A 20,943-nucleotide genomic window follows, 5' to 3' on the forward strand; every position below is an offset into this window, starting at 1 on the left:
CAGGGGTAAAACGTGATGTGCCCATAGACTCCTCCTATGCTCAAACTATAGGGCAGATTTGTCTACGGGCTCGGGGTCACTCCATTAAGTGATAACAGGTGTCTGGAAATATAGGGGCAAATCCAGTCGGGAGGATGCGTGATCTGATCCTTCAACTCAGCAAAAGTTCGATTTATTCAACAAAGCCATTCTAATGATAACATGGATTTATCTGATTTAAATCTGGTCAGATTTGTAACGATTTGTGCTTGTTTCTGAGGTCGTTTAGGACGACAATTAACGCCAGTTTTTTGTGGTTGTCCAGCACCAGTAGAGTCCGGTGTAAGACTTCAGCATATGGAACATTTAACCTTCATTCAGTGCACTGGTAGCTGTTAAGCCAGGGGCGGTAGCGTGGGAAAAACCCTTGCAGGGTTGGGTTACAATCTCTTCAATTGTAGCATTCAATAAGTTGATATTTTCTGGTGAAAAACATGTTTGATAATAAAACGATTCTGGTAACTGGCGGCACAGGTTCATTCGGCAATAAATTCGTCCGCATGACGCTTGAAAAATATAATCCTAAAAAAATTATCATTTATTCACGTGATGAAATGAAACAATGGGAAATGGCAAAGCATTTCAAAGATGAAAGCCGCATCCGCTTTTTCATCGGTGATGTCCGCGATAAAGATCGTTTGTACCGCGCGTTAGATGGGGTTGATTTCGTGGTGCATGCAGCAGCAACAAAAATCGTTCCTACCGCAGAATACAACCCGTTTGAGTGTGTGAAAACCAACATCAACGGTGCGATGAATGTTATTGATGCATGTATTGATAAAGGTATCGAGCGTGTCGTTGCACTGTCTACTGACAAAGCAAGCAGCCCAGCAAACCTGTATGGCGCAACTAAACTGGCATCCGATAAATTGTTTGTGGCAGGTAATTCCTACTCCGGTGCAACCAAGACCCGCTTCGCCGTTGTGCGTTACGGGAACGTTATGGGATCCCGTGGTTCCGTAATTCCATTCTTCCTGTCTATCAAAGACAAGGGCGAACTGCCAATTACCGATGACCGCATGACCCGTTTCATGATTACCCTGGAACAGGGTGTGGAACTGGTTTGGCACGCCTTCAATGACATGGAAGGTGGCGAGATCTATGTTAAGAAAATCCCATCAATGAAAGTAACTGATGTTGCAACGGCTGTTGCTCCTGACGCAACTCAGAAAGTAATCGGTATTCGTCCGGGTGAAAAACTGCATGAACAAATGATCAGTGCAGAAGATGCGCATTACACCTATGAATATCCGGAACACTTCAAAATCCTTCCTGCAATCCATAACTGGTGCGATTCTCCTGAACGTATTAAAGATGGTAAACGTGTACCAGAAGGGTTCGTTTACGAAAGCGACAGCAATACCGAGTGGATGAGCATTGAAGAACTGCGTCAATGGATTGATGATAACCGTGAAAAAGTAGGCAATATCTAATGAAATTTATCCCCTACGGACGGCAGGATATCTCAGAAGAAGATATCAGTGCAGTGGTGGACGTACTGAAGTCTGATTTCTTGACTCAGGGGCCATGTGTTCCACAGTTCGAGCAGGCCATTGCTGACTATGTTGGCGTTAAACATGCTGTAGCGGTTAATAGCGCAACGTCTGCACTTCATATTGCATGCTTAGCGCTGGGGTTGAAAAAAGGCGACTGGCTTTGGACTTCGCCTAATACCTTTGTGGCTTCGGCAAACTGTGCGCTTTATTGTGATGCCAATGTAAGCTTTGTTGATATTGATCCGCAAACTTACAACATGAGTGTTTCCGCTCTGGAAGCTAAACTCATTGCGGCTAAAGCAGAAGGCAAATTGCCTAAAATCGTGGTGCCAGTAGCGTTCGCGGGTCAATCATGTGATATGGAAGCGATCCATAAACTGTCTAAAGAGTATGGGTTCGCCATTATCGAAGATGCGTCGCATGCGATCGGTGGTAATTATCAGGGAGCTAAAATTGGCAACTCGCGTTTTGCCGACATTACCGTTTTGAGCTTCCACCCGGTTAAGATCATCACAACTGCTGAAGGTGGTATGGCGCTGACAAACAACGATGCGCTGGCCGAGAGTATGCAACTTTTCCGCAGCCACGGGATTACCCGCGACAACGAGAAAATGACCAAACTATCGGAAGGTGGTTGGTACTATCAGCAGGTAGATCTCGGATTAAACTATCGCATGACCGAACTACAGGCTGCACTGGGTGTGAGTCAGTTGAAGCGCATTGATGGTTTTGTGGCACGTCGTCATGAGCTGGCAAAACGTTATCACACGGCCTTTGACGGTGTTCCAGTTTCAATACCTCAGCAGTCAGAGAGTGGGTACAGTGCTTTGCATCTTTACCCACTGACGGTGAACGAGCCTGCGCAACGTAAACCACTGTTTGATTATCTGCGTGATAAAGGCATTGGGGTTAACGTCCACTATATCCCCGTTCATACTCAGCCTTATTATGAGCAGTTAGGTCATAAATCTGGTGATTATCCCGTCGCTGAAGACTATTACTCTCGCGCGCTAAGTATCCCTATGTACTCAACGCTGACAGATGAAGAGCAAGACTACGTTATTCAGTGCATTCGGGAGTTTTTTTAAATGAATGTGGCAATCATTCCTGCGCGTGGTGGCAGTAAGCGTATTCCACGAAAAAACATTAAAAATTTTTGTGGGAAACCAATGATTGCCTGGTCCATTGAAGCCGCTCAAAAGAGCGGCGTCTTTGACCGAATCATTGTCTCAACAGATGATGCGGAGATAGCTGAAGTTGCGCGTCAATATGGTGCAGAAGCGCCATTTATGCGCCCGGAAGAACTCTCAAATGATTATGCAGGTACTATTCCTGTGATTCGCCACGCGACTGATTGGCTCATTAGTCACGACTGCGCGGTTGATTATGTTTGCTGTATTTATGCTACAGCTCCTTTTATCCGCGCTGAAGATATTATTCAGGGATTAGGAACTCTCCAAAGCCAGCAAGGCGATTATGCTTTCACAGTTTCAAGGTTTCCTTATCCCATTCAACGAGCACTTAAAGTCAGTGATGAACAGCGTATAAGTATGTTTTCACCTGAGATGTTCCATGTCCGGTCACAGGATCTTGAAGAGTCGTGGCACGATGCCGGGCAATTTTATTGGGGGACATCCTCAGCTTGGTTGAACGAAAAGCCGATTTTTAGCGCAGATTCCTACTCGATTGAACTTCCGCGTGAACGTGTCCAGGATATTGATACTCCAGAAGACTGGCGCGTAGCTGAGTGGTTGTTTAAAGCCATGGAGTTTAAAAATGAACGTGTTTCTGCGGGCTGATTCATCGCTATCGATCGGTTCTGGTCATATTATCCGTTGTCTAAATCTTGCGAAAGTCTTAGAAAAAGCAGGAGCTCGTTGTTCATTTATATCAAAAGACCACCCTGGTAATATTCTGGATAAAATAAAACAGGAAGGTTTTCCTGTCGAAGTTATCGCAGCTGCCGATAAATCGAGTACTTACATCAGCGATGAAAAATCATGGCTTAATGGAAGTCAATACGATGATGCTGAGAAATTTATCGATTTAATAGTAGAAAACTGTTCTGATCCAGACATCATCATTGTCGATCACTATTCTCTTGATTACGAATGGGAAGCGATTGTGAAAGCACGTTTTCCTGATTCACATTTAGTGGTGATCGATGATCTCTGCAACCGGCCGCATTGTTGTGATTTACTGATTGATCAAACCTATATGCGCAGCGCCAGAGAATATGCCCAATTCAATAAAAGAGAAGGTAAAGTTCTCGCTGGCGCAAAATATGCGTTGCTAAACCCTGCATTTTCGCAATTAAGAAAACAATCAATTGTTCGTAAAGCCAACATTACTGCACCGAAAAAACTATTATTAACAATGGGTGGGGTGGATGCACATAATGTTGCTGGAAAAATGCTGGTATTCCTTGAGCAGTCAAACTTTAAAAACATAGAAAAAATCACTGTTGTATTGGGCTCTGCTTGTCCACACCGTTCTGAAATTATCTCTCTTGCGAATAAATCGAAATACGACGTCGACGTTCTCGTTAATGTGTCAAATATGGCAGAACTGATGCTGGAACACGATTTCGCAATCGGCGCTATGGGGGGAACGACGTGGGAACGATGTACTATGGGTTTACCTGCGGTAAACGTAGTCATTGCGGATAATCAAAAAACCATCGCAAACAATCTGTCTAGCGCTGGTGCGATTGTGCTATATGCGGATAATTTTAATGCTGCAGAGTTGAGCGAGGCTCTGAATCATTTGATCGCGCATTATCACGAGCAGCGCCTCCTTGCTATGAACATATGTGATGGACAGGGGCTTAACAGAGATATCCAGGAAATAGTAATAATGTCAGCCAAAGATGGCACTAATGTGACTCTGCGTCAGGCTACATTTGACGATATCGATTTTGTATATCAACTTCAATGTGAGCCGCAAACGCGCAAATATGCTCGAAATCCTGAAATTCCTGCATACGAGAATCACGTCGAATGGATGAAACGAAAGTTAAATGCCGACAATGCATTTTTTTACGTTATTGAAAATGCAGGGGCATGTGGTGTCATTCGATTAGATCCTGTTGAGCATGGCTTTGCAAAATATGAAATATCGATTTTTCTGACATCAGCATGTCACGGTAAAGGCATTGCGAGTGCAGCTATCAAACGCGCCTTAATGTTGCATAAAGGTATAAGCATACTGGCAACGGTTTTACCTGAAAACCATACATCGCATCAGTTATTTGAGCGTATCGGATTTTATAAATTTTCACCCAGCGAATATATCAGCGAGAAAAAATAATGAACAAATTTATTACTATTGATGGTCGTAAAATTGGTAAAGATCATCCTCCTTATATTATTGCTGAGCTTTCGGCGAACCATAATGGCGACATCAACCGTGCATTCAAGATTATGGAAGAAGCGAAAGCTGCAGGTGCAGATGCCATAAAATTACAAACATACCGTGCAGACACCATCACCATTGATTGTGATACTGAAGATTTTCAGATTCATGGCGGCCTATGGGATGGGCAAACGCTTTATAATTTATACAAAGGGGCACAAATGCCCTGGGAATGGCATAAGCCTCTGTTTGACAAAGCTAAAGAACTCGGAATCACTATTTTCAGTAGTCCTTTCGATTATACAGCTGTAGATCTTCTGGAGGAACTCGGAGCCCCTGCCTATAAAATCGCTTCATTTGAAGCTATCGATCTGCCATTAATAAAATATGTTGCAAAAACAGGCAAGCCGATGATTATTTCAACGGGCATGGCTGACGAGCAGGAGATTCAGGAGGCTATTACTGCAGCACGTGACGGTGGTTGTAAGGAACTTGTCGTTCTGCATTGCGTGAGTGGTTACCCGGCACCAGCAGAAGATTATAATCTGGCGACTATTCCAGATATGGCTGAGCGTTTTGGGGTCATTACTGGGCTGTCAGATCACACAATCGATAATACGACTGCAGTTGCATCAGTTGTCCTTGGTGCTAACGTTATTGAAAAACACGTTACACTGGATCGGAATGGTGGGGGGCCAGATGACAGTTTCTCGCTTGAACCTGCCGAGTTAATTGCCTTGTGTAGGGATGCAAAAATAGCGTGGAAAGCTTTAGGCTATGTAAATTATGAACGTAAAGAAAGTGAAAAAGGAAATGTTAAGTTCCGTCGTTCACTCTATATAGTTAAGGATGTCAAAAAAGGTGAAAAGCTAACGGCTGAAAACGTCAAAAGCATTCGTCCCGGATATGGGCTTGCGCCTAAAAATTATCATGATGTAATTGATAAATTTGCTACCCGGGATCTAAATAAAGGCACTCCACTTAAAAAAGAACATTTTAGTTAAAATATTAGCCAAGGAGGGCTAAGAGTTCTTAGGATGGTGTAATTTTGTTAAAAATAAAAGTTCCAACGTATTTATTTGATTTGTCATTAAGAATAGCTGCGCTTGGCGGCAAGTTTTTGTTAATGATGGCTATCGCTAGGTTCTTAACAGTTAAAGATGTCGGTGATTATGGATTATATGTCAGTATAATAGTTGTTTCACTTTATTTTGTTGGTTTGGATTTCTATATTTTTTCAACTCGAGAAATATTAGATCCCAAAGTAATTAAAAATATAGGTGAAATACTGTTTAATCAGTTTGTTTTTTTTGCTTTTAGTTACTTATTGCTTGCTGCAATCTGGCTGGGGTTATTAACTTTATCCGCAATCACTGGAGTCGGTGGATTGTTGTTTGTCTTAACGATCACAGAACATCTTTCACAAGAGTGTTATCGCGTATTAATTATCAAAGAAAGAATTACGATTGCTAATTTTATATTGTTTATTCGGTCAGGCATATGGTGTTATTTATGTGTGCCACTACTTTATTTTCATTTCATCAAATTAGAACAAATATTCTATATATGGTTAGTCTTTTCAGCAATATCCGTAGCTGTAGGAGTAATCTCTATTGTAAAATTCGAATCTGTTTCAATTTCTGATTTCAAGTTAGATGTCCAATGGTTAAAAAGAGGGGTAAAAACTTCATTCCTTTTTTTTCTCGGTACTCTATGTCTTCGAGTAATTAACTATTTAGATAAAGTCATTGCAGTTCACTTTATTACGTCACCAAACTTAGGTGTATATGTCTTCTTTTTTGGAGTAGCGGCTGCCGTTCAAGCGATTATTGATGTATTGGTCGTGACAAGATACTACCCTTCACTTGTTAAAGCGATTCAAGCTAATAATGTAATCGAAGCAAAAAAAGCTTTTGTAAGATTCAAAAAGAAAATTTTCTTGTATAATTTTGGGCTTTACATACTATCTATTCCAGCCTGTTATTTAATGATTACATTAACAGGTAAAGTTGAATATGCTAATTATTTCCTGTGGTATATATTAATAGTTATTGCAACATCAATTTTAAATGTGTCAATGCCTTATCACTATGTTTTATACTCCAAGAAGAAAGACACTTCAATTATCTGTATAAATGCGATTGCATTGCTATTATTTATAATTATTTCATTCTCCGGTGTTAAAATGCTGCCTGATAGCGGTATGCTTGCGATATTAATAGCCTTAATTGGTTCTAATCTATTTATCTTAATAATTAAGTATATTCTATTTGTGAAGGAGTTCAATGGTGAAGGGTGTCATCTTAATTAATAATGCAATTTTCTCCCCAGTATTTAAAAGGTTGGCGATTGAATTAATAAATAAAAATGTCGACATTACTATAATTACCGATAGCTATTTTTCCATTAGGAAATATAAACTTCATGAAGTGAAATGTGAAATTATTTGCTTCGAAGAATATACTAGTACAGATAAAGATATTTCATTGCTAAGTCAGTATGATAAGTGGAATATACATTCTGATTATGATCGTGATAACTATTATCATTCAGTTTATTCTTCCGAGAGTAATTTTTGGGGGCGCGTTTCTAAGAATTTATATTGCTTTTTTGAAAGCATTTTCAGTAAACAAAGGTTTGATTTCGTGTTTTATGAAAATGTTTCAAATGGATTGGCATATACTGCGAATCAAGTTGCAGAAAAATACGGTGTGAAATATTTAGGCTTAACAGCGAGTCGTTTGCCAGGGCGATCCTTATTTTCATCTTTGGACGATCGCTTATCTAAAACAATATTAAAAACGATAGATACAATGCCTGAACTCAGTCAGGAGAAGCATGAAGAAATTAGTGAATATATTGCTAATATTCAGCATATCCAACCTGATTATATGAATAATAACGGGCTTTCTTCTGTTAATTTTGTGAGCAAAATTTTAAAGAAACGGGATTTTACTTTTATTACTGAAACTATAAGGCAAACCATTGTCGGTAAAAATGTCTTGTTCCAAGTAGGAAACCCATTGCTGAAAAGTTTTCACATGAATTATAGAGAGGTAAAACGTTGGTTTTGCGTGAAAAGGATAAAAGATTTCTTCGATGAAGATCTTACATCGCAACCCTTTTATCTATATCCATTGCATTACCATCCCGAATCATCTACATCTATTCTTGCAAAATTTTACGATGAATATAACCTCATCCGCAATTTAGCTTTCAGTTTACCACATGGGACATTTTTGGTTGTAAAAGATCATATTTCCGCGACTGGATATGAAGGTATTGAGTTCTATAAAAAAATCCTAAAACTTCCTAACGTTAAACTCGCTAATCCGAAACTGAATTCTAAAGAATTAATAAATAAATCATTAGGTGTATTCACATTAACCAGTACGGTGGGTTATGAGGCTGTACTGATGAATAAACCAGTTGCCGTTTTCGGTGATGTATTTTATATGAGGCATCCTCTTGTGCATCAGTGTAAAGGCTACGGTGATATCGTAAATGCTGTTAAACATATTGATGACAATCAGTCTGCAAATTATAATGAATACAACATTCGATTTGTCGGTGCTTATGACTCTCTTTGTTTTCCACTAACGATAAATTACACGAATTATCCAGGTGCTGAATTTGTTGAAAAAGTCAGCTCACAAATAATTCGCGCATTAAAGGACCACTAAATGCTAATGTTGTGGTGCTGGATATCTGTTTTCTTAACAAGCTATATCTTTCATGGTTCGTATATACTTAATCTGATTGTCGTACTAGGTTATATAATTGTACTTTTTTACCTGTTAATTAAAAAAGAAGATTTCTTTATAATTGGCAGCTTCTTTTTATGGTCTATTTTAACAACAGCGATTAGTGGCTTGATTCTTGAAACCGGTGTATTTATACCTGAACTCGGAGAAATATCTACGATAAATGGTGCAACGGCTATAAATGTTAGTTTGGCAGTAATAACCTTTTTGGTTGCATCCAATTTTTTTATTTTCATGAACGAGCGTATAGTTGTTAATTTAAATACCTCATTTGTAGTGAATGCTATTATAGAAAGGATATATCCAGTCTTAGTTCTTTTTGCTACCCTAGTCGTGATATTTTTCTTTATTAAATTTGGCAGGCCAAGCGATTACGGCCAGGACAGGTTTTACTACTGGAATAATGTTGCTCCATCTTGGGGCAATAATGTGCGATTGTTTGTGGAACAATCAGTATTTATTCTTGGCTGTATATATGCCAAAACTAAAAGTAAATTTACCCTTGGAATATTCCTTTTTGGCGTCATTTCGCAAGTTCTTGTTGGCGAAAAATTCACGGGAATTTTCCAGATGCTTCTTTTCTTCAGTGTATGTTTTCTCATTGCATCGAACAAAAAAATTAGCAAAAAATTATTTTCATTAAGAAGTATATTGTTATTTTCAGTCTTAGGTATTGCTTTTGTTACTTTAGTTTGGACTAGCTATTTCTCTCTTTCTGGAGATAGTTCGCTCGCATTTGAATCCCTGAAAACGCGTATTGCAGCGCAAAGTCAGCTTTGGTGGTCTCTAACAAATACTGCGAACTCAGCTGAAGTTGATGTGTCGAATATTTTTGGTAATTTTTTTGGCATCGGAGTTCAACCTGAAAATACGGGAATGTCATATCTCATGGGGCTGGTTATGCCTCAACAATTATTCAATGTTTATCAAGAGGCAGGAATTGCTCTGACTATGGCATTCCCTGCAAATGTATTGCTGTTCTTTGGTCCAGTTTTGGCACTACTAGTATGTGCGATATTGGCGTTTTTCCTATCATTGGCCTTTTGGTTTACAGCATATACTTTAAGGAATAAAGACTATATCTTGCTGTTTATAGCAATGAAAGTTTTCAACATCGCTATTCAGTTCATATTGATGGGCAGGGTATACCTTTTGTTTGAATGGAAAATTATTCTTTTACTGCTGCCTTTAGTATTTGCCTTGGTTGCACATTCAAAAAATAGGGTTTCTAGAACCAATGTTTAATGTTTCTTTTATCATACCCGTCTATAATGTATCTGCTTATCTTAAAGATTTTTTTTCACCTTTCAAATTATGTACATTACCTTGTGAAATAATTTTCATTGATGATGGTTCGACTGATACGTCAGCTGAGATACTTAAGCAGTTTGCATTAGCTGATCCAAGAGTGATAGTTTTACATAAAGAAAATGGTGGAGTATCCACTGCAAGAAATTATGGTATTAGTCATGCTTCTGGTAAGTTTATTTCATGTCTAGACCCAGATGATTTGCTCTCACCCGCTTTTTTTAAATACTTAGAAGAATCCATTAAGAAGTTTAATGACGTTGATACAATTATTTACCGCTATGAGAAATTCCAGGATGGTATAGAACCTGAAATTTTAAATGCCGGCTTCGATTTTTCTTCATTGGAACTTGTACCAAAAAAAGTGCTCTCTACAATCCATAATTATCCTTGGGTGAGAGTTGTTCGGCGAGAATTTTTTAATAATAATCTTTTTCCTGAGGGGATTATTTATGAGGATTCGGTAACGGTACCTTTGCTTAACGCTAGGGCTCAAAATGTTTTAAAAATCAATGAGGTGCTTTACTATTACCGCGTAAGAAAAGATTCGTTGACGAATTATAATGTTCTAAGGAACATGGAATTAGTTACTGCACTTTCGCTTCTTGAAGAAAGGGTCAAGAAAATCAAAGAATATCGACCGCACCTATATTCTTGCGTTGCTCATTTATCAAGAAGTGCTTTGATTACGCTATACAAAACCTCCAAAACAAATAGTTCTTCGCATGTATTAAGGGAGAATCAAAAAATTATTTATACAAAATTCAATCAATATCCCCTTTCTTTAATATTACAATGCGATGCTAACCTACCAGATAAGATTTGCTTTGCACTATTGAAAATGAATAAGGTCGGTTTTTTCTGTTTCAAGATACTATACAACCGTATTAGTAAATAAAACGGCAATTGCATTGTCGTGCCTGATAATGATTATGTTAAAGGTAATAAATGAAAGTATTTGTGGTTTCTCATAAACCTTATGAATTTCCAACCACTCGAGAATATGTACCTCTTAAAGTTGGCATGTTAAGTGATGAAATATCTTCGAGTTACGAGCAAGACTGTGCTGGCGACAACATCGCCCATCTAAATTCATCATTCTGCGAACTCACCGCAGCCTATTGGATATGGAAGAACTCTCAGGAAGACATTGTTGGCCTCGCGCACTACCGCCGCTATTTTGCCTCTTCTACAAGTAATCTGGTGGTTAAAGGGAAGCGTATCGCCTCTCCTGAAGAGATGATGAATCTTCTGCAAAATGCTGATATTCTGGTTGCTAAACCACGTAATTATTATATTACGAGCATTAAAAGCCATTATATACATGCTCATCATGAGTCGGACTACACTCAACTGCGAGATGAAATAGCGCGACAACAACCTGATTATCTCTCAGATTTTGATGATGTTATGGGGGGCACTAAGATCAGCCTGTACAATATGTTCGTCTGTAAAAAAGCATTGATAGATGAATATTTTGCCTGGCTCTTCCCACTATTGTTCGCGCTTGAACAAAAAATTGCTTATCAGAATTATGATGCGTACCAAAAACGCGTCTTTGGGTTTATGGCAGAAAGACTTTTCAATGTGTGGCTTCATCATCAGCGCAATCGACTGAGGATTAAATATATGCCGGTGGTCAATATTGATGGTGAGAACCTCCTTCTGAAGGGGATTGGATTATTAAAACGACATTTTTGGGGAACAAAATGACAGTCGCTATTGTTGGTGCAGGTATCTCTGGGGCCGTTATCGCCAGGCTGTTAGCTGAGCAAGGAATATCATCCGTTGTTTTTGATAAGCGCTCGCATATTGCAGGAAACTGCCATTCTGAACGTGATCCGCAGACTAATGTCATGCTGCACGTCTATGGTCCGCATATCTTCCACACAGATGATAAAGAAGTCTGGGACTTCGTAAATGCTTATTCTGAATTCATGCCTTACACAAACCGCGTAAAGGCTGTTTACAAGGGCAATGTCTATCTGCTGCCTGTTAACCTGCACACCATTAACCAGTTTTTCAATAAAACGCTACGTCCTGACGAAGCTCGGGCGTTTATTGAATCAAAAGCGGATAAATCAATTGTCGATCCGCAAAACTTTGAAGAACAAGCAATCAGCATGATTGGCCGTGAGCTCTACGAGGCGTTCTTCAAGGGATACACGCGCAAGCAATGGGGCGTTGAACCAACGGAATTGCCTGCCAGTATTTTGAAGCGTTTGCCGCTGCGCTTCAATTACAACGACAATTACTTTAATCATCAGTATCAGGGCATGCCTAAAGAAGGCTATACCGAGATGGTCGCAAAAATTCTCGACCATGAGCTGATTGAGGTCAGAACGGATACCGAGTTTTCTGCGGCAGAAAGCACTGCGTATGAACATGTGTTCTGGTCAGGTGCCCTGGATGGATACTTTAACTTCAGCGAAGGGCGGCTTGGCTATCGCACATTGGACTTTGAAAAATTCTCCGCGGAAGGCGACTATCAGGGTACAGCAGTGATCAACTACTGTGAAGAAGACGTACCTTATACTCGTATTACCGAGCATAAGCATTTTTCACCCTGGGAATCACACGAAAATACTACCTGCTATCGTGAGTTTAGCCGTTTTTGTACCGAAAACGATGTGCCTTATTACCCGATTCGTATGGTAAAAGAGAAAGAGTTATTAAACCGCTATCTTGACAAGGCCATGGCACTCAGTAATACAACTTTTGTTGGCCGTCTGGGTACCTATCGCTATCTTGATATGGATGTCACTATCCGCGAAGCTATTGATGTGGCAAACAAATATCTCGAATGCCAAAAAAATCAGGAGCCGATGCCTGTATTTAATATAAATCCGCGATAAAGTCAGGTGTGGTCATGGATACGGATAATTTTTTGAATAAATATAACCCGTTGCTATGCAAAGTTTTTCTGGCGGCCTCGGATTTTATATTTTTTAACGTTTCACTCGCACTTTCAATTGGTTGTGTGTATTGGATTTTTAACGATCTCTATCGTTTTATCCCTGATAACCAACTTGAGATGCGTATCATTTCCCACATCATATTAAGTATAATTTGTGTGGGATGGTTCTGGGTTCGGTTGCGGCATTATTCCTATCGAAAACCATTTTGGTTTGAATTAAAGGAAATTATCCGTACTATCGTTATTTTTGCTGTTTTTGACCTGGCGCTTGTTGCCTTTTCTAAATGGCAGTTCTCGCGGTATGTGTGGGTTTTTTGCTGGACCTTTGCGTTAATCCTGCTTCCATTCTTTAGAGCCATGACGAAGCATCTTCTTAATCGCCTTGGTATCTGGAAGAAAAAAACCATCATCATGGGAAGCGGAAGCAATGCTGTTGAGGCTTACTTCGCGTTGCAGAGCGAAGAAATGCTCGGTTTCGATGTCGTGGCCTTCTATGATGAAGATTCTACGGAAACGATGCTCCAGGGACTGCCTGTTTTGCGTGACCCCGAAATTCTTTGGCAGATGAAGAAAACAGGGGATATTCATTTCATCGTCGCATTTGAAATGGAAAACAGCGATAAGACCCTAAACTGGCTGCGAGAACTGTCAAAGAAAGACTGTCGTTCCGTTACGGTGATACCTTCTTTACGAGGTTTACCGCTATATAACACCGATATGTCATTTATCTTCAGCCACGAAGTTATGCTTCTTCGAATCCATAATAATCTGGCGAAGAGGACTTCTCGTTTCCTGAAACGCACATTCGATATTGTTTGTTCGTCACTGATCATCCTGATTGCGTCACCTTTGCTTATTTATCTCTGGTATAAAGTGACCCGTGATGGTGGCCCGGCAATCTATGGACATATGCGCGTCGGGCGACATGGTAAGCTTTTCCCATGCTATAAATTTCGCTCTATGGTCCTGAATTCTCAGGAGGTTTTGCAAAAGCTTCTTGATTCGGATCCAGCGGCCCGTCAAGAGTGGGATCGTGATTTCAAGCTAAAAAATGACCCCAGGATCACTTCGGTAGGTCGGTTTATTCGCAAAACCAGCCTTGATGAACTGCCTCAGTTATTCAATGTCCTTAAAGGGCAAATGAGTCTGGTTGGGCCGCGTCCCATTATTTCTGAAGAACTGCCTCGATATGATGATAATGTCGATTACTATCTGATGGCGAAACCTGGCATGACAGGTTTATGGCAGGTGAGTGGCCGTAATGATGTGGATTACGATACGCGCGTCTACTTTGACTCCTGGTATGTAAAAAACTGGTCGCTCTGGAATGATATCGCAATTTTGTTCAAAACTGTGAAGGTCGTTCTTCATCGTGATGGTGCATATTAATGCACCAATACGCGGGTTTTATATGGGCTCCGTTTGGGAAACGGCAAATATTGTACTATAAGGGCTTCCCCGGCATGTCAACGCCGGTGTTTACGGTTTCTGTCTGCACTATAGTAAAAAAATAAAGGGGAGAGACTGCGGTACTATAAACGGTCATGATGAATCGTCATCGATTCGGACCCTGATGAAAGACGCTCGTGAGGCTCTAGTTCGTTAGTCGGGTACACTTGCCCTGTACAATAAGCAGATATACCTCACGGGGTCTAACCCTTTATCATCAACGAGTTGCAGAACAGATGGTCATACAGCTTTGTACTTTAGCTGGCTGAGTACAACCTGAAATCATCACCGTAATGCAATGATGCCCAGCACAGTCTTGCATTTTTGGCAGCGATGGCAACAACAGCGCGCCAGTATCCTCTGCGTTCGACCAGTGAGCAGACCCAACGACTGAATAAATCAGTCCTTTTCTCCGCCCCGATCAGTACCGAGCGGGCACCCTGAACCAGAAGTGTTCTCAGATACGAATCGCCAGCTTTCGTTATCCTGCCAAGCTTCGACTTTCCGCCGCTGCTGTACTGCGATGGTGTCAGTCCCAGCCAGGCTGCCAGCTGGCGCCCATTCTTAAAATCATGTGCATTACCGATACTGGCGACCAGCGCACAGGCCGTTGTGGGGCCAACGCCCTTCAATTCCATCAGCCGCTGACTGCGATGATCTGTTTTGGCCATGCGGGACAAAATTCGGTCATATTCAGCGATGTTATCTTCAATGCGAGCAACGTGCTCCAGCAAATCATCAACACATTGCTGAACCTGAAGTGGTAAAGAATTCTTCTGCTCAAAAACTATGTGGCGCAGGGCATCTGTACTTTGTGGGGCGATAACGCCGAATTCAGATATCAACCCCCGGAGACGATTATATGTTGCTGTTTTCTCTTCGATAAAACCCTGTCGGGTACGATGCAGACACTGCATTGCCTGCTGGCTCTCATCCTTAACCGGCACAAACCGCATATGTGGGCGACGAACCGCCTCGCAGATAGCCTGAGCATCAGCTGCATCATTTTTCCCTGATTTACCAGCCATGCGGTAAGGCGATACAAATTTAGCGGCCATCAGACGCGGCTCATGACCATACTGCCGAAACAGTCTTGCCCAGTAATGAGCCCCGGAGCACGCCTCCATCCCGATAACACAGGGCGGCAAACCAGCAATCAGCCCGGGAAGAGCTGCGCGGGTTACTCTGGATTTAACCAGAACGGTTTTGCCATTCTGGTCAACGCAATGAACAGCGAACACATTTTTAGCAAGATCGATACCGACAGTAGTAATGGTCATAACGAATCCCTCCGGGGTTGTGTTTACCCCATGATTGCACAAGAGTTAATCAGGCGCATAATCAGGGGAAGTCCCTTCCATTCGTTAAGATGATTTTTTGTACGGTCATGGCCCGATCAAAGACCGAGCCGAATGGGTTATTTCTCACCGAAGATAATTTTTTCGAGATCCTGCAAGTCCTGCTGTGATTGTTCGTTAAGGTTGGCTTCTGCTTTGTCGTACCAGCTAAGTAGATTCTGACCAAGTGGTGTCAAAACCGAGCCTCCACCTTTGCTGCCGCCTGTTGACGTGATGACCACGGGCTTACCTATCCCTTTGTTTAACGTATCAATCAGGAGCCAAGCCCTTTTGTAGGGTATACCCAGATCTTTTGCGGCGGCTGACAGGGAGTGAAACCCATCTATAGCGCGCAATAGATCAATTTTACCCGGCCCCAGCGAGATGTTGTCATTAATGTAAATTCGGGGTCTGACCAAAATAAAATCAGATATAAGCGCTTTTTTATTCATCCTGATACCTTTCTCGGAATTATTTTTGCCGGGTGTGTTTGAACGTTTTGATGGCGGAGATAAGAAGGATCACCCCAAGTAAAGTCATAAGTACCTTAACCGGGAACAGGCCGACCAGAAGTCCGCCAATTGCCGCACCAATCACAGATCCGATGACCATCCATACAAACAGTGGCCTTTCTTTCTTCAGAATCTGGAAAGCATCTGCATTTGTATAACGGGAAAAACCAACAATCATTGTGGGCAGGCTAATCATCAATGACAGGCTTCCGGCCAGTTTGATGTCAACCCCGAACAGGATAACGATTGTGGGGATCAGAAGCTCACCGCCAGCCACACCGAGCAATGCTGCAACTATCCCGATAAAGAACCCTGAAATCACACCTGCAATAATGGTGGCAATACCGGGTTGAAATAACCCGCCGGAAATACTGTGTAGTGGTAGCCATGCTTCTGAGAACATGACGAACGACAGTAAAACAAGGAGGATCAGAATGATTCTGTCCAGCCAGATTCTGGACATCTTAATGGCGCGGCCTGCGGCCCACCATGCCCCAATAAGACTTCCCGCCAGTAAATTCATGACAATATCAAGATGCTCTACCAACTGATCGGGGGCTATCGATTTTGTGCGGAAAATTAGAGCGATAGCGACAACAGCGAGGCTCATTGCTTTGTTAAAGATGACGGCTTCCAGGGTGGGTATTTTGAAACTACCGATCAGGACGGGAAGGCGAAACTCAGCCCCACCGAGCCCAATCAGCCCTCCTAAAGCCCCAATTACCGCGCCTGAGAAAAAACCTTTTCCATTCCTTTTTGAAACTGATGACATGCATTCCTCTCTGATTCGTTATGTCATTTTTGACATAACGACGAGCATAGCATTTCAGATGATAAGTTTGATAGTACGTTGTATAGGCGGGAATTGATCCAGGTTAAAGCTGATTCAATCAGTACCGGTGATTTTATTAAGCGCCTGTATCCGACAAACCTGAGAAGAACTGTAGCCGGTTGCTTCTGCTGTCTCCCGTATACTGAGTTTCTTAACCTGTCGGTAGTACAACACCTTCTGGTGTCGTTCCTGGTCTGCCTGTTTGCCCCGGTATTTCCCCAGAGAATGAGCACGCTTAATTCCCTGCTGCTGTCGCTGGCGACGACTCAGCCAGTCCTTGTGCGACATTGCAGCCATCAGATCAATCAACATATTGTTGATGGCAGTAATGACAGCGCGGGTTATCGGGTCAGCCTGTGAAGGATCTTTCTCTGACAGCGCCTGCCATGAGGTGGGAACATCCAGACTGACAATCCGCAACTCGTGTTGTTCTATCTGCTTTTTCAGCGTCATCCAGTCACTGTTGCTGAGACGGGTCAGGCGGTCTATCTGCTCGACCAGCAAAATATCATTACGGTGACTGTCCATCAGTAAGCGGCCCAGCTCCGGACGGTCAAGTTTTGTACCGCTGATGTTCTCCCGATAGTAGCTGGCGATTTTATGCCCCCGCTCCTGGACGAACTGCTCCAGCATCTCTTTTGCCCGATCGGCGAACTGATCTTCCGTCGATGCCCTTAAATAAGCTCTGATGAACATTTTTTCACCACGTTATCGCATTTAGGTTATTGCATTAATTCTATCGCATATAGGTTATGTCATTCATCGTGTGCCGTCACGTTTTGAGTATGGCGTCGGGGTGTAACCCTTATGCGATATCTGGTTTTGTTAAAAATACCGTACTGAATAATTTACGAGGAAAACTATATGGCAAGGAGGCAGATTCTTTCTCTGTCGGAAAGAGAATCATTACTGGCATTACCGGACGATGAGTTAACGCTGACCCGAATGGCCTATTTCAGTGAGCAGGATCTGGCATTTATTAATGCTCATCGTAAACCGGCCAGCCGGTTTGGTTTCGCCGTCCTTCTTTGCTATCTGAAAAATATCGGGTTTGCTCCGGATAAAAAATCGTCTCCACCGGCAGAATTGCTCAGAGTCATCGGCAACCGCCTTAAACTTTCAGCAGAACTCTGGCAGGAATATATTTCCGGCCGTGATACCACCCGGCGCGAGCACCTGGGGGAACTGTATCGGTATCTGGAACTGAAAGCCTTTAATGGGGCACTTCAGAAAGAATGCATCCAGCATCTGCTCCCTCTGTCTACCAGGACCGATCGGGGCATACTTATCGCCGAGGAATTACTGAAGCGTCTGCATCAACAGCGAATTATTATTCCTGGTATTGATGTTGTGGAACGTACCTGTGCTGAAGCAATGACACTGGGTGATAAAGCGGTTTACACCACGTTGAATGCGCATCTTGGTATCACGCATAAATCAGCGCTTGATGCGCTACTGGTGACAACTGAAAAACAAATCTCCCGTTTGACGTGGTTGCTTCAGCCTCCGGGAAAGATCAATGGAAAGAATGTCCTGCAACATATCGACCGCCTTAACGCCATTGAAGCACTGGCGCTACCGGAAGGCGTGGATAAAACAGTTCATCAGAACCGGCTGCTGAAACTGGCGCGGGAAGGCCGCAAAATGAGCAGCCGGGATTTAGCTGATTTTTCCCCTGCTCGTCGATACGCAACGATGGTCTGTGTACTGACTGAGGCCAGAGCCACAATCATTGATGAAATTATAGAACTGCATGAACGCATACTGGGCAGTATGTTCAGCCGGGCAAAACGTCAGCAGGCCGAACGCCTTCAGAAAACGGGCAAGCTGATACAGCAGAAATTACGGCAGTATGTTTCCGTTGGACAGGCTATCTTGGATGCACGCAACGCAGGCGAAGATCCTCTGTCTGCTGTTGAACAGATATTACCGTGGGAAGATTTTGCCGCCAGCTTGGAGGAAACCCGGCTCCTTGCACGTAAGGATAATTTCGAACCGCTTCATCTTATTACCGAAAAATTCAGCACGCTGCGCAAATATTCGTCCCGGTTGTTATCGGCCCTGCAACTGAGGGCCACTCCGGCCGCCTTATCTCTTAATGATGCCCTCGATACTATCCGTGAAATGTATCGTAAGCAGCTAAGAAAGGTTCCCTCATCAGCGTCACTGGATTTCATCCCTGAGAGCTGGAAAAAGATGGTGATCACCCCCTCAGGTATTGACCGGCAATACTATGAAATTTGCGCAATGAACGAGCTGAAGGGGGCGCTGCGGGCCGGTGATATCTGGATCCGGGGTTCCCGGCGCTACAAAAACTTCGATGACTATCTTATGCCAGGAGATAATTTCGAAAAGTTATTAAATAATAATCAGTTAAATATACCTGTCGAAACAGATTGCGAAGCTTACCTTAAGGCAAGGCTGACGCTGCTGGCCTCCCGCCTGGAGGAAGTTAACGCAATGGCCGTTACCGGGGATCTTCCCGATGTGGATATTTCAGATAAAGGTCTAAAGATCACCCCGCTGGATAACAGCGTTCCTTCCACAATATCACCACTGGCCGACCTGATTTACAACATGTTGCCACACCCAAAAATTACAGAAATACTGGATGAAGTTGAGAGATGGACAGCCTTCTCGCGACATTTTACCCATCTGAAGAACCCGCTTACCCGCCCGCAGGATAACCGTTTGCTGCTTACCACCATCCTGGCGGACGGCATCAATCTGGGGCTGACCAAAATGGCAGAGTCCTGTCCGGGAACCACGCGGGCTTCGCTGGAAAACATGCAGGCATGGTATATCCGCGATGAAACGTACTCTGCTGCACTGGCTGAACTGGTTAATGCCCAGAAGTCACGTCCGCTGGCGGCATTATGGGGAGACGGTTCAACCTCATCTTCTGACGGTCAGAATTTTCGGGTTGGCAGCCATGGCCGCTATGCCGGTCAGGTCAACCTGAAGTACGGTCAGAAGCCGGGGGTGCAGTTTTATACGCACATTTCTGACCAATACAGTCCGTTTTACACCAAAGTGATCAGCCGTGTTCGTGATTCCACCCACGTACTTGATGGCCTGCTGTATCACGAAAGTGATCTTGAAATCACGGAACATTACACCGATACGGCAGGTTTCACGGAGCATGTTTTTGCGCTGATGCATCTGCTGGGGTTCGCTTTTGCACCCAGGATCCGGGATCTTCATGACAAGCGGTTGTTTATTCAGGGGAAGGCTGATAAATATCCGGCTCTACAGTCAATTATTTCCACAACTCAACTGAATATCAAAGAGATAGAAACCCACTGGAATGAAATTCTGAGGCTGGCGACCTCAATAAAGCAGGGAACTGTGACCGCTTCTCTGATGCTGAAAAAGCTGGCCAGTTATCCGAAACAGAATGGGCTTGCCAAGGCACTGAGGGAAATCGGCCGCATTGAGCGAACACTGTTTATGCTGGACTGGTTTCGCGATCCTTCACTGCGTCGCAGAGTTCAGGCAGGTCTGAACAAAGGGGAAGCCCGGAATGCCCTTGCCAGAGCCGTTTTCATGCATCGTCTGGGCGAAATAAGGGATCGAGGTCTGGAAAACCAGAGTTACCGGGCCAGTGGACTGACGCTGATCACCGCCGCGATCACATTGTGGAATACCGTATATATAGAGAACGCCGTTAACCTGCTGAAGAGGAAGGGGCTACATCTCAATGAGCAATTGCTGTCACACTTGTCTCCGTTGGGCTGGGAGCACATTAATCTGACGGGAGATTATATCTGGAGAAACAATAAAAAACTGGCAGAAGGGAAGTATCGACCTTTGCGGCCGGTTGATATCAGCCAGTACAAAAAACAACCTTAACGAATGGAAGGGACTTCCCCTGATTATGCGCCTGATTAACTCTTGTGCAATCATGGGGTAAACACAACCCCGGAGGGATTCGT

Annotated in this window: 17 protein-coding genes; 13 read left to right on the top strand and 4 right to left on the bottom strand. The window is 42.8% G+C overall.

The genetic code is table 11. The features are described 5' to 3' along the window. Positions 1 to 473 precede the first annotated feature (473 nt). From pseB to H7R76_RS23995, 12 genes are read left to right on the top strand one after another with little or no spacing between them, the layout of a single operon-like run. Positions 474 to 1,472, top strand: coding sequence for a UDP-N-acetylglucosamine 4,6-dehydratase (inverting) (pseB, locus tag H7R76_RS23940; RefSeq protein ID WP_013097864.1), 999 nt, complete (start codon positions 474 to 476; stop codon positions 1,470 to 1,472). Further along, a complete protein-coding gene (gene pseC, locus H7R76_RS23945) occupies positions 1,472 to 2,623 on the top strand; it encodes a UDP-4-amino-4,6-dideoxy-N-acetyl-beta-L-altrosamine transaminase (protein ID WP_063122238.1) in 1,152 nt (383 codons plus the stop codon). Before pseB ends, pseC begins: the two co-directional genes overlap by 1 nt. After that, positions 2,624 to 3,334 (top strand): pseudaminic acid cytidylyltransferase, encoded by a 711-nt coding sequence (pseF, locus tag H7R76_RS23950; protein ID WP_063122237.1) that lies wholly within the window; start codon positions 2,624 to 2,626, stop codon positions 3,332 to 3,334. Continuing rightward, positions 3,312 to 4,844, top strand: a complete 1,533-nt coding sequence (gene pseG, locus H7R76_RS23955) for a UDP-2,4-diacetamido-2,4,6-trideoxy-beta-L-altropyranose hydrolase (RefSeq protein WP_063122236.1) — start codon at positions 3,312 to 3,314, stop codon at positions 4,842 to 4,844. The genes pseF and pseG overlap by 23 nt, the downstream gene beginning before the upstream one ends. Continuing rightward, positions 4,844 to 5,893, top strand: a complete 1,050-nt coding sequence (gene pseI / locus H7R76_RS23960; protein WP_063122235.1) for a pseudaminic acid synthase — start codon at positions 4,844 to 4,846, stop codon at positions 5,891 to 5,893. Before pseG ends, pseI begins: the two co-directional genes overlap by 1 nt. 44 nt (positions 5,894 to 5,937) lie before the next feature. Next, entirely contained in the window at positions 5,938 to 7,200 is a 1,263-nt protein-coding gene (locus H7R76_RS23965) for a lipopolysaccharide biosynthesis protein (protein ID WP_077483135.1), read from the top strand. Next, positions 7,175 to 8,572, top strand: a complete 1,398-nt coding sequence (locus H7R76_RS23970) for a capsular polysaccharide export protein, LipB/KpsS family (RefSeq protein WP_063122233.1) — start codon at positions 7,175 to 7,177, stop codon at positions 8,570 to 8,572. Before H7R76_RS23965 ends, H7R76_RS23970 begins: the two co-directional genes overlap by 26 nt. Beyond that, positions 8,573 to 9,898 (top strand): DUF6418 domain-containing protein, encoded by a 1,326-nt coding sequence (locus H7R76_RS23975; protein ID WP_063122232.1) that lies wholly within the window; start codon positions 8,573 to 8,575, stop codon positions 9,896 to 9,898. It begins immediately after the preceding gene. Then, positions 9,891 to 10,859 (top strand): glycosyltransferase family 2 protein, encoded by a 969-nt coding sequence (locus H7R76_RS23980; protein ID WP_063122231.1) that lies wholly within the window; start codon positions 9,891 to 9,893, stop codon positions 10,857 to 10,859. Before H7R76_RS23975 ends, H7R76_RS23980 begins: the two co-directional genes overlap by 8 nt. A 50-nt stretch (positions 10,860 to 10,909) precedes the next feature. Next, positions 10,910 to 11,674: a DUF4422 domain-containing protein gene (locus H7R76_RS23985; RefSeq protein WP_063122230.1), complete on the top strand. Its 765-nt coding sequence runs from the start codon at positions 10,910 to 10,912 to the stop codon at positions 11,672 to 11,674. Further along, entirely contained in the window at positions 11,671 to 12,816 is a 1,146-nt protein-coding gene (gene glf / locus H7R76_RS23990) for a UDP-galactopyranose mutase (protein ID WP_063122229.1), read from the top strand. The genes H7R76_RS23985 and glf overlap by 4 nt, the downstream gene beginning before the upstream one ends. Before the next feature lie 14 nt (positions 12,817 to 12,830). Then, on the top strand, positions 12,831 to 14,267 hold the full coding sequence (locus tag H7R76_RS23995) for an undecaprenyl-phosphate galactose phosphotransferase (RefSeq protein WP_063122228.1): 1,437 nt from the start codon (positions 12,831 to 12,833) through the stop codon (positions 14,265 to 14,267). A gap of 317 nt (positions 14,268 to 14,584) precedes the next feature. Here H7R76_RS23995 and H7R76_RS24000 read toward each other — a convergent pair whose 3' ends face one another. The 4 genes from H7R76_RS24000 to H7R76_RS24015 all read right to left on the bottom strand — a co-directional run bounded on the left by H7R76_RS24000 (position 14,585) and on the right by H7R76_RS24015 (position 17,704). Next, positions 14,585 to 15,607, bottom strand: coding sequence for an IS110 family RNA-guided transposase (locus tag H7R76_RS24000; RefSeq protein WP_001567660.1), 1,023 nt, complete (start codon positions 15,605 to 15,607; stop codon positions 14,585 to 14,587). Positions 15,608 to 15,744: 137 nt separating this feature from the next. Continuing rightward, the gene (locus tag H7R76_RS24005) at positions 15,745 to 16,116 is read right to left on the bottom strand and encodes a winged helix-turn-helix domain-containing protein (protein WP_001034147.1); all 372 of its coding nucleotides are present in this window, start codon (positions 16,114 to 16,116) and stop codon (positions 15,745 to 15,747) included. Between the two features lie 19 nt (positions 16,117 to 16,135). Then, complete coding sequence (locus H7R76_RS24010) at positions 16,136 to 16,948, bottom strand: sulfite exporter TauE/SafE family protein (RefSeq protein ID WP_000100193.1); 813 nt, start codon at positions 16,946 to 16,948, stop codon at positions 16,136 to 16,138. 114 nt (positions 16,949 to 17,062) lie between these two features. Continuing rightward, positions 17,063 to 17,704, bottom strand: coding sequence for a recombinase family protein (locus H7R76_RS24015; protein ID WP_058671571.1), 642 nt, complete (start codon positions 17,702 to 17,704; stop codon positions 17,063 to 17,065). A 168-nt stretch (positions 17,705 to 17,872) separates the two neighbouring features. Here H7R76_RS24015 and H7R76_RS24020 point away from each other — a divergent pair, with 168 nt between their 5' ends. Next, entirely contained in the window at positions 17,873 to 20,860 is a 2,988-nt protein-coding gene (locus H7R76_RS24020; protein WP_182968125.1) for a Tn3 family transposase, read from the top strand. Positions 20,861 to 20,943 lie beyond the last annotated feature (83 nt).

The organism is Klebsiella sp. WP8-S18-ESBL-06 (genome assembly GCF_014169755.1).
Taxonomy (GTDB): Bacteria; Pseudomonadota; Gammaproteobacteria; order Enterobacterales; family Enterobacteriaceae; genus Kluyvera; species Kluyvera ascorbata_B.

What these genes read in the sequence shown, in the direction of transcription:
- pseB (WP_013097864.1), top strand. Translation starts at nt 474, where the DNA reads ATGTTTGATAATAAAACGATTCTGGTAACTGGCGGCACAGGTTCATTC.
- pseC (WP_063122238.1), top strand. Translation starts at nt 1,472, where the DNA reads ATGAAATTTATCCCCTACGGACGGCAGGATATCTCAGAAGAAGATATC.
- pseF (WP_063122237.1), top strand. Translation starts at nt 2,624, where the DNA reads ATGAATGTGGCAATCATTCCTGCGCGTGGTGGCAGTAAGCGTATTCCA.
- pseG (WP_063122236.1), top strand. Translation starts at nt 3,312, where the DNA reads ATGAACGTGTTTCTGCGGGCTGATTCATCGCTATCGATCGGTTCTGGT.
- pseI (WP_063122235.1), top strand. Translation starts at nt 4,844, where the DNA reads ATGAACAAATTTATTACTATTGATGGTCGTAAAATTGGTAAAGATCAT.
- H7R76_RS23970 (WP_063122233.1), top strand. Translation starts at nt 7,175, where the DNA reads ATGGTGAAGGGTGTCATCTTAATTAATAATGCAATTTTCTCCCCAGTA.
- H7R76_RS23975 (WP_063122232.1), top strand. Translation starts at nt 8,573, where the DNA reads ATGCTAATGTTGTGGTGCTGGATATCTGTTTTCTTAACAAGCTATATC.
- H7R76_RS23980 (WP_063122231.1), top strand. Translation starts at nt 9,891, where the DNA reads ATGTTTAATGTTTCTTTTATCATACCCGTCTATAATGTATCTGCTTAT.
- H7R76_RS23985 (WP_063122230.1), top strand. Translation starts at nt 10,910, where the DNA reads ATGAAAGTATTTGTGGTTTCTCATAAACCTTATGAATTTCCAACCACT.
- glf (WP_063122229.1), top strand. Translation starts at nt 11,671, where the DNA reads ATGACAGTCGCTATTGTTGGTGCAGGTATCTCTGGGGCCGTTATCGCC.
- H7R76_RS23995 (WP_063122228.1), top strand. Translation starts at nt 12,831, where the DNA reads ATGGATACGGATAATTTTTTGAATAAATATAACCCGTTGCTATGCAAA.
- H7R76_RS24000 (WP_001567660.1), bottom strand. Translation starts at nt 15,607, where the DNA reads ATGACCATTACTACTGTCGGTATCGATCTTGCTAAAAATGTGTTCGCT.
- H7R76_RS24005 (WP_001034147.1), bottom strand. Translation starts at nt 16,116, where the DNA reads ATGAATAAAAAAGCGCTTATATCTGATTTTATTTTGGTCAGACCCCGA.
- H7R76_RS24010 (WP_000100193.1), bottom strand. Translation starts at nt 16,948, where the DNA reads ATGTCATCAGTTTCAAAAAGGAATGGAAAAGGTTTTTTCTCAGGCGCG.
- H7R76_RS24015 (WP_058671571.1), bottom strand. Translation starts at nt 17,704, where the DNA reads ATGTTCATCAGAGCTTATTTAAGGGCATCGACGGAAGATCAGTTCGCC.
- H7R76_RS24020 (WP_182968125.1), top strand. Translation starts at nt 17,873, where the DNA reads ATGGCAAGGAGGCAGATTCTTTCTCTGTCGGAAAGAGAATCATTACTG.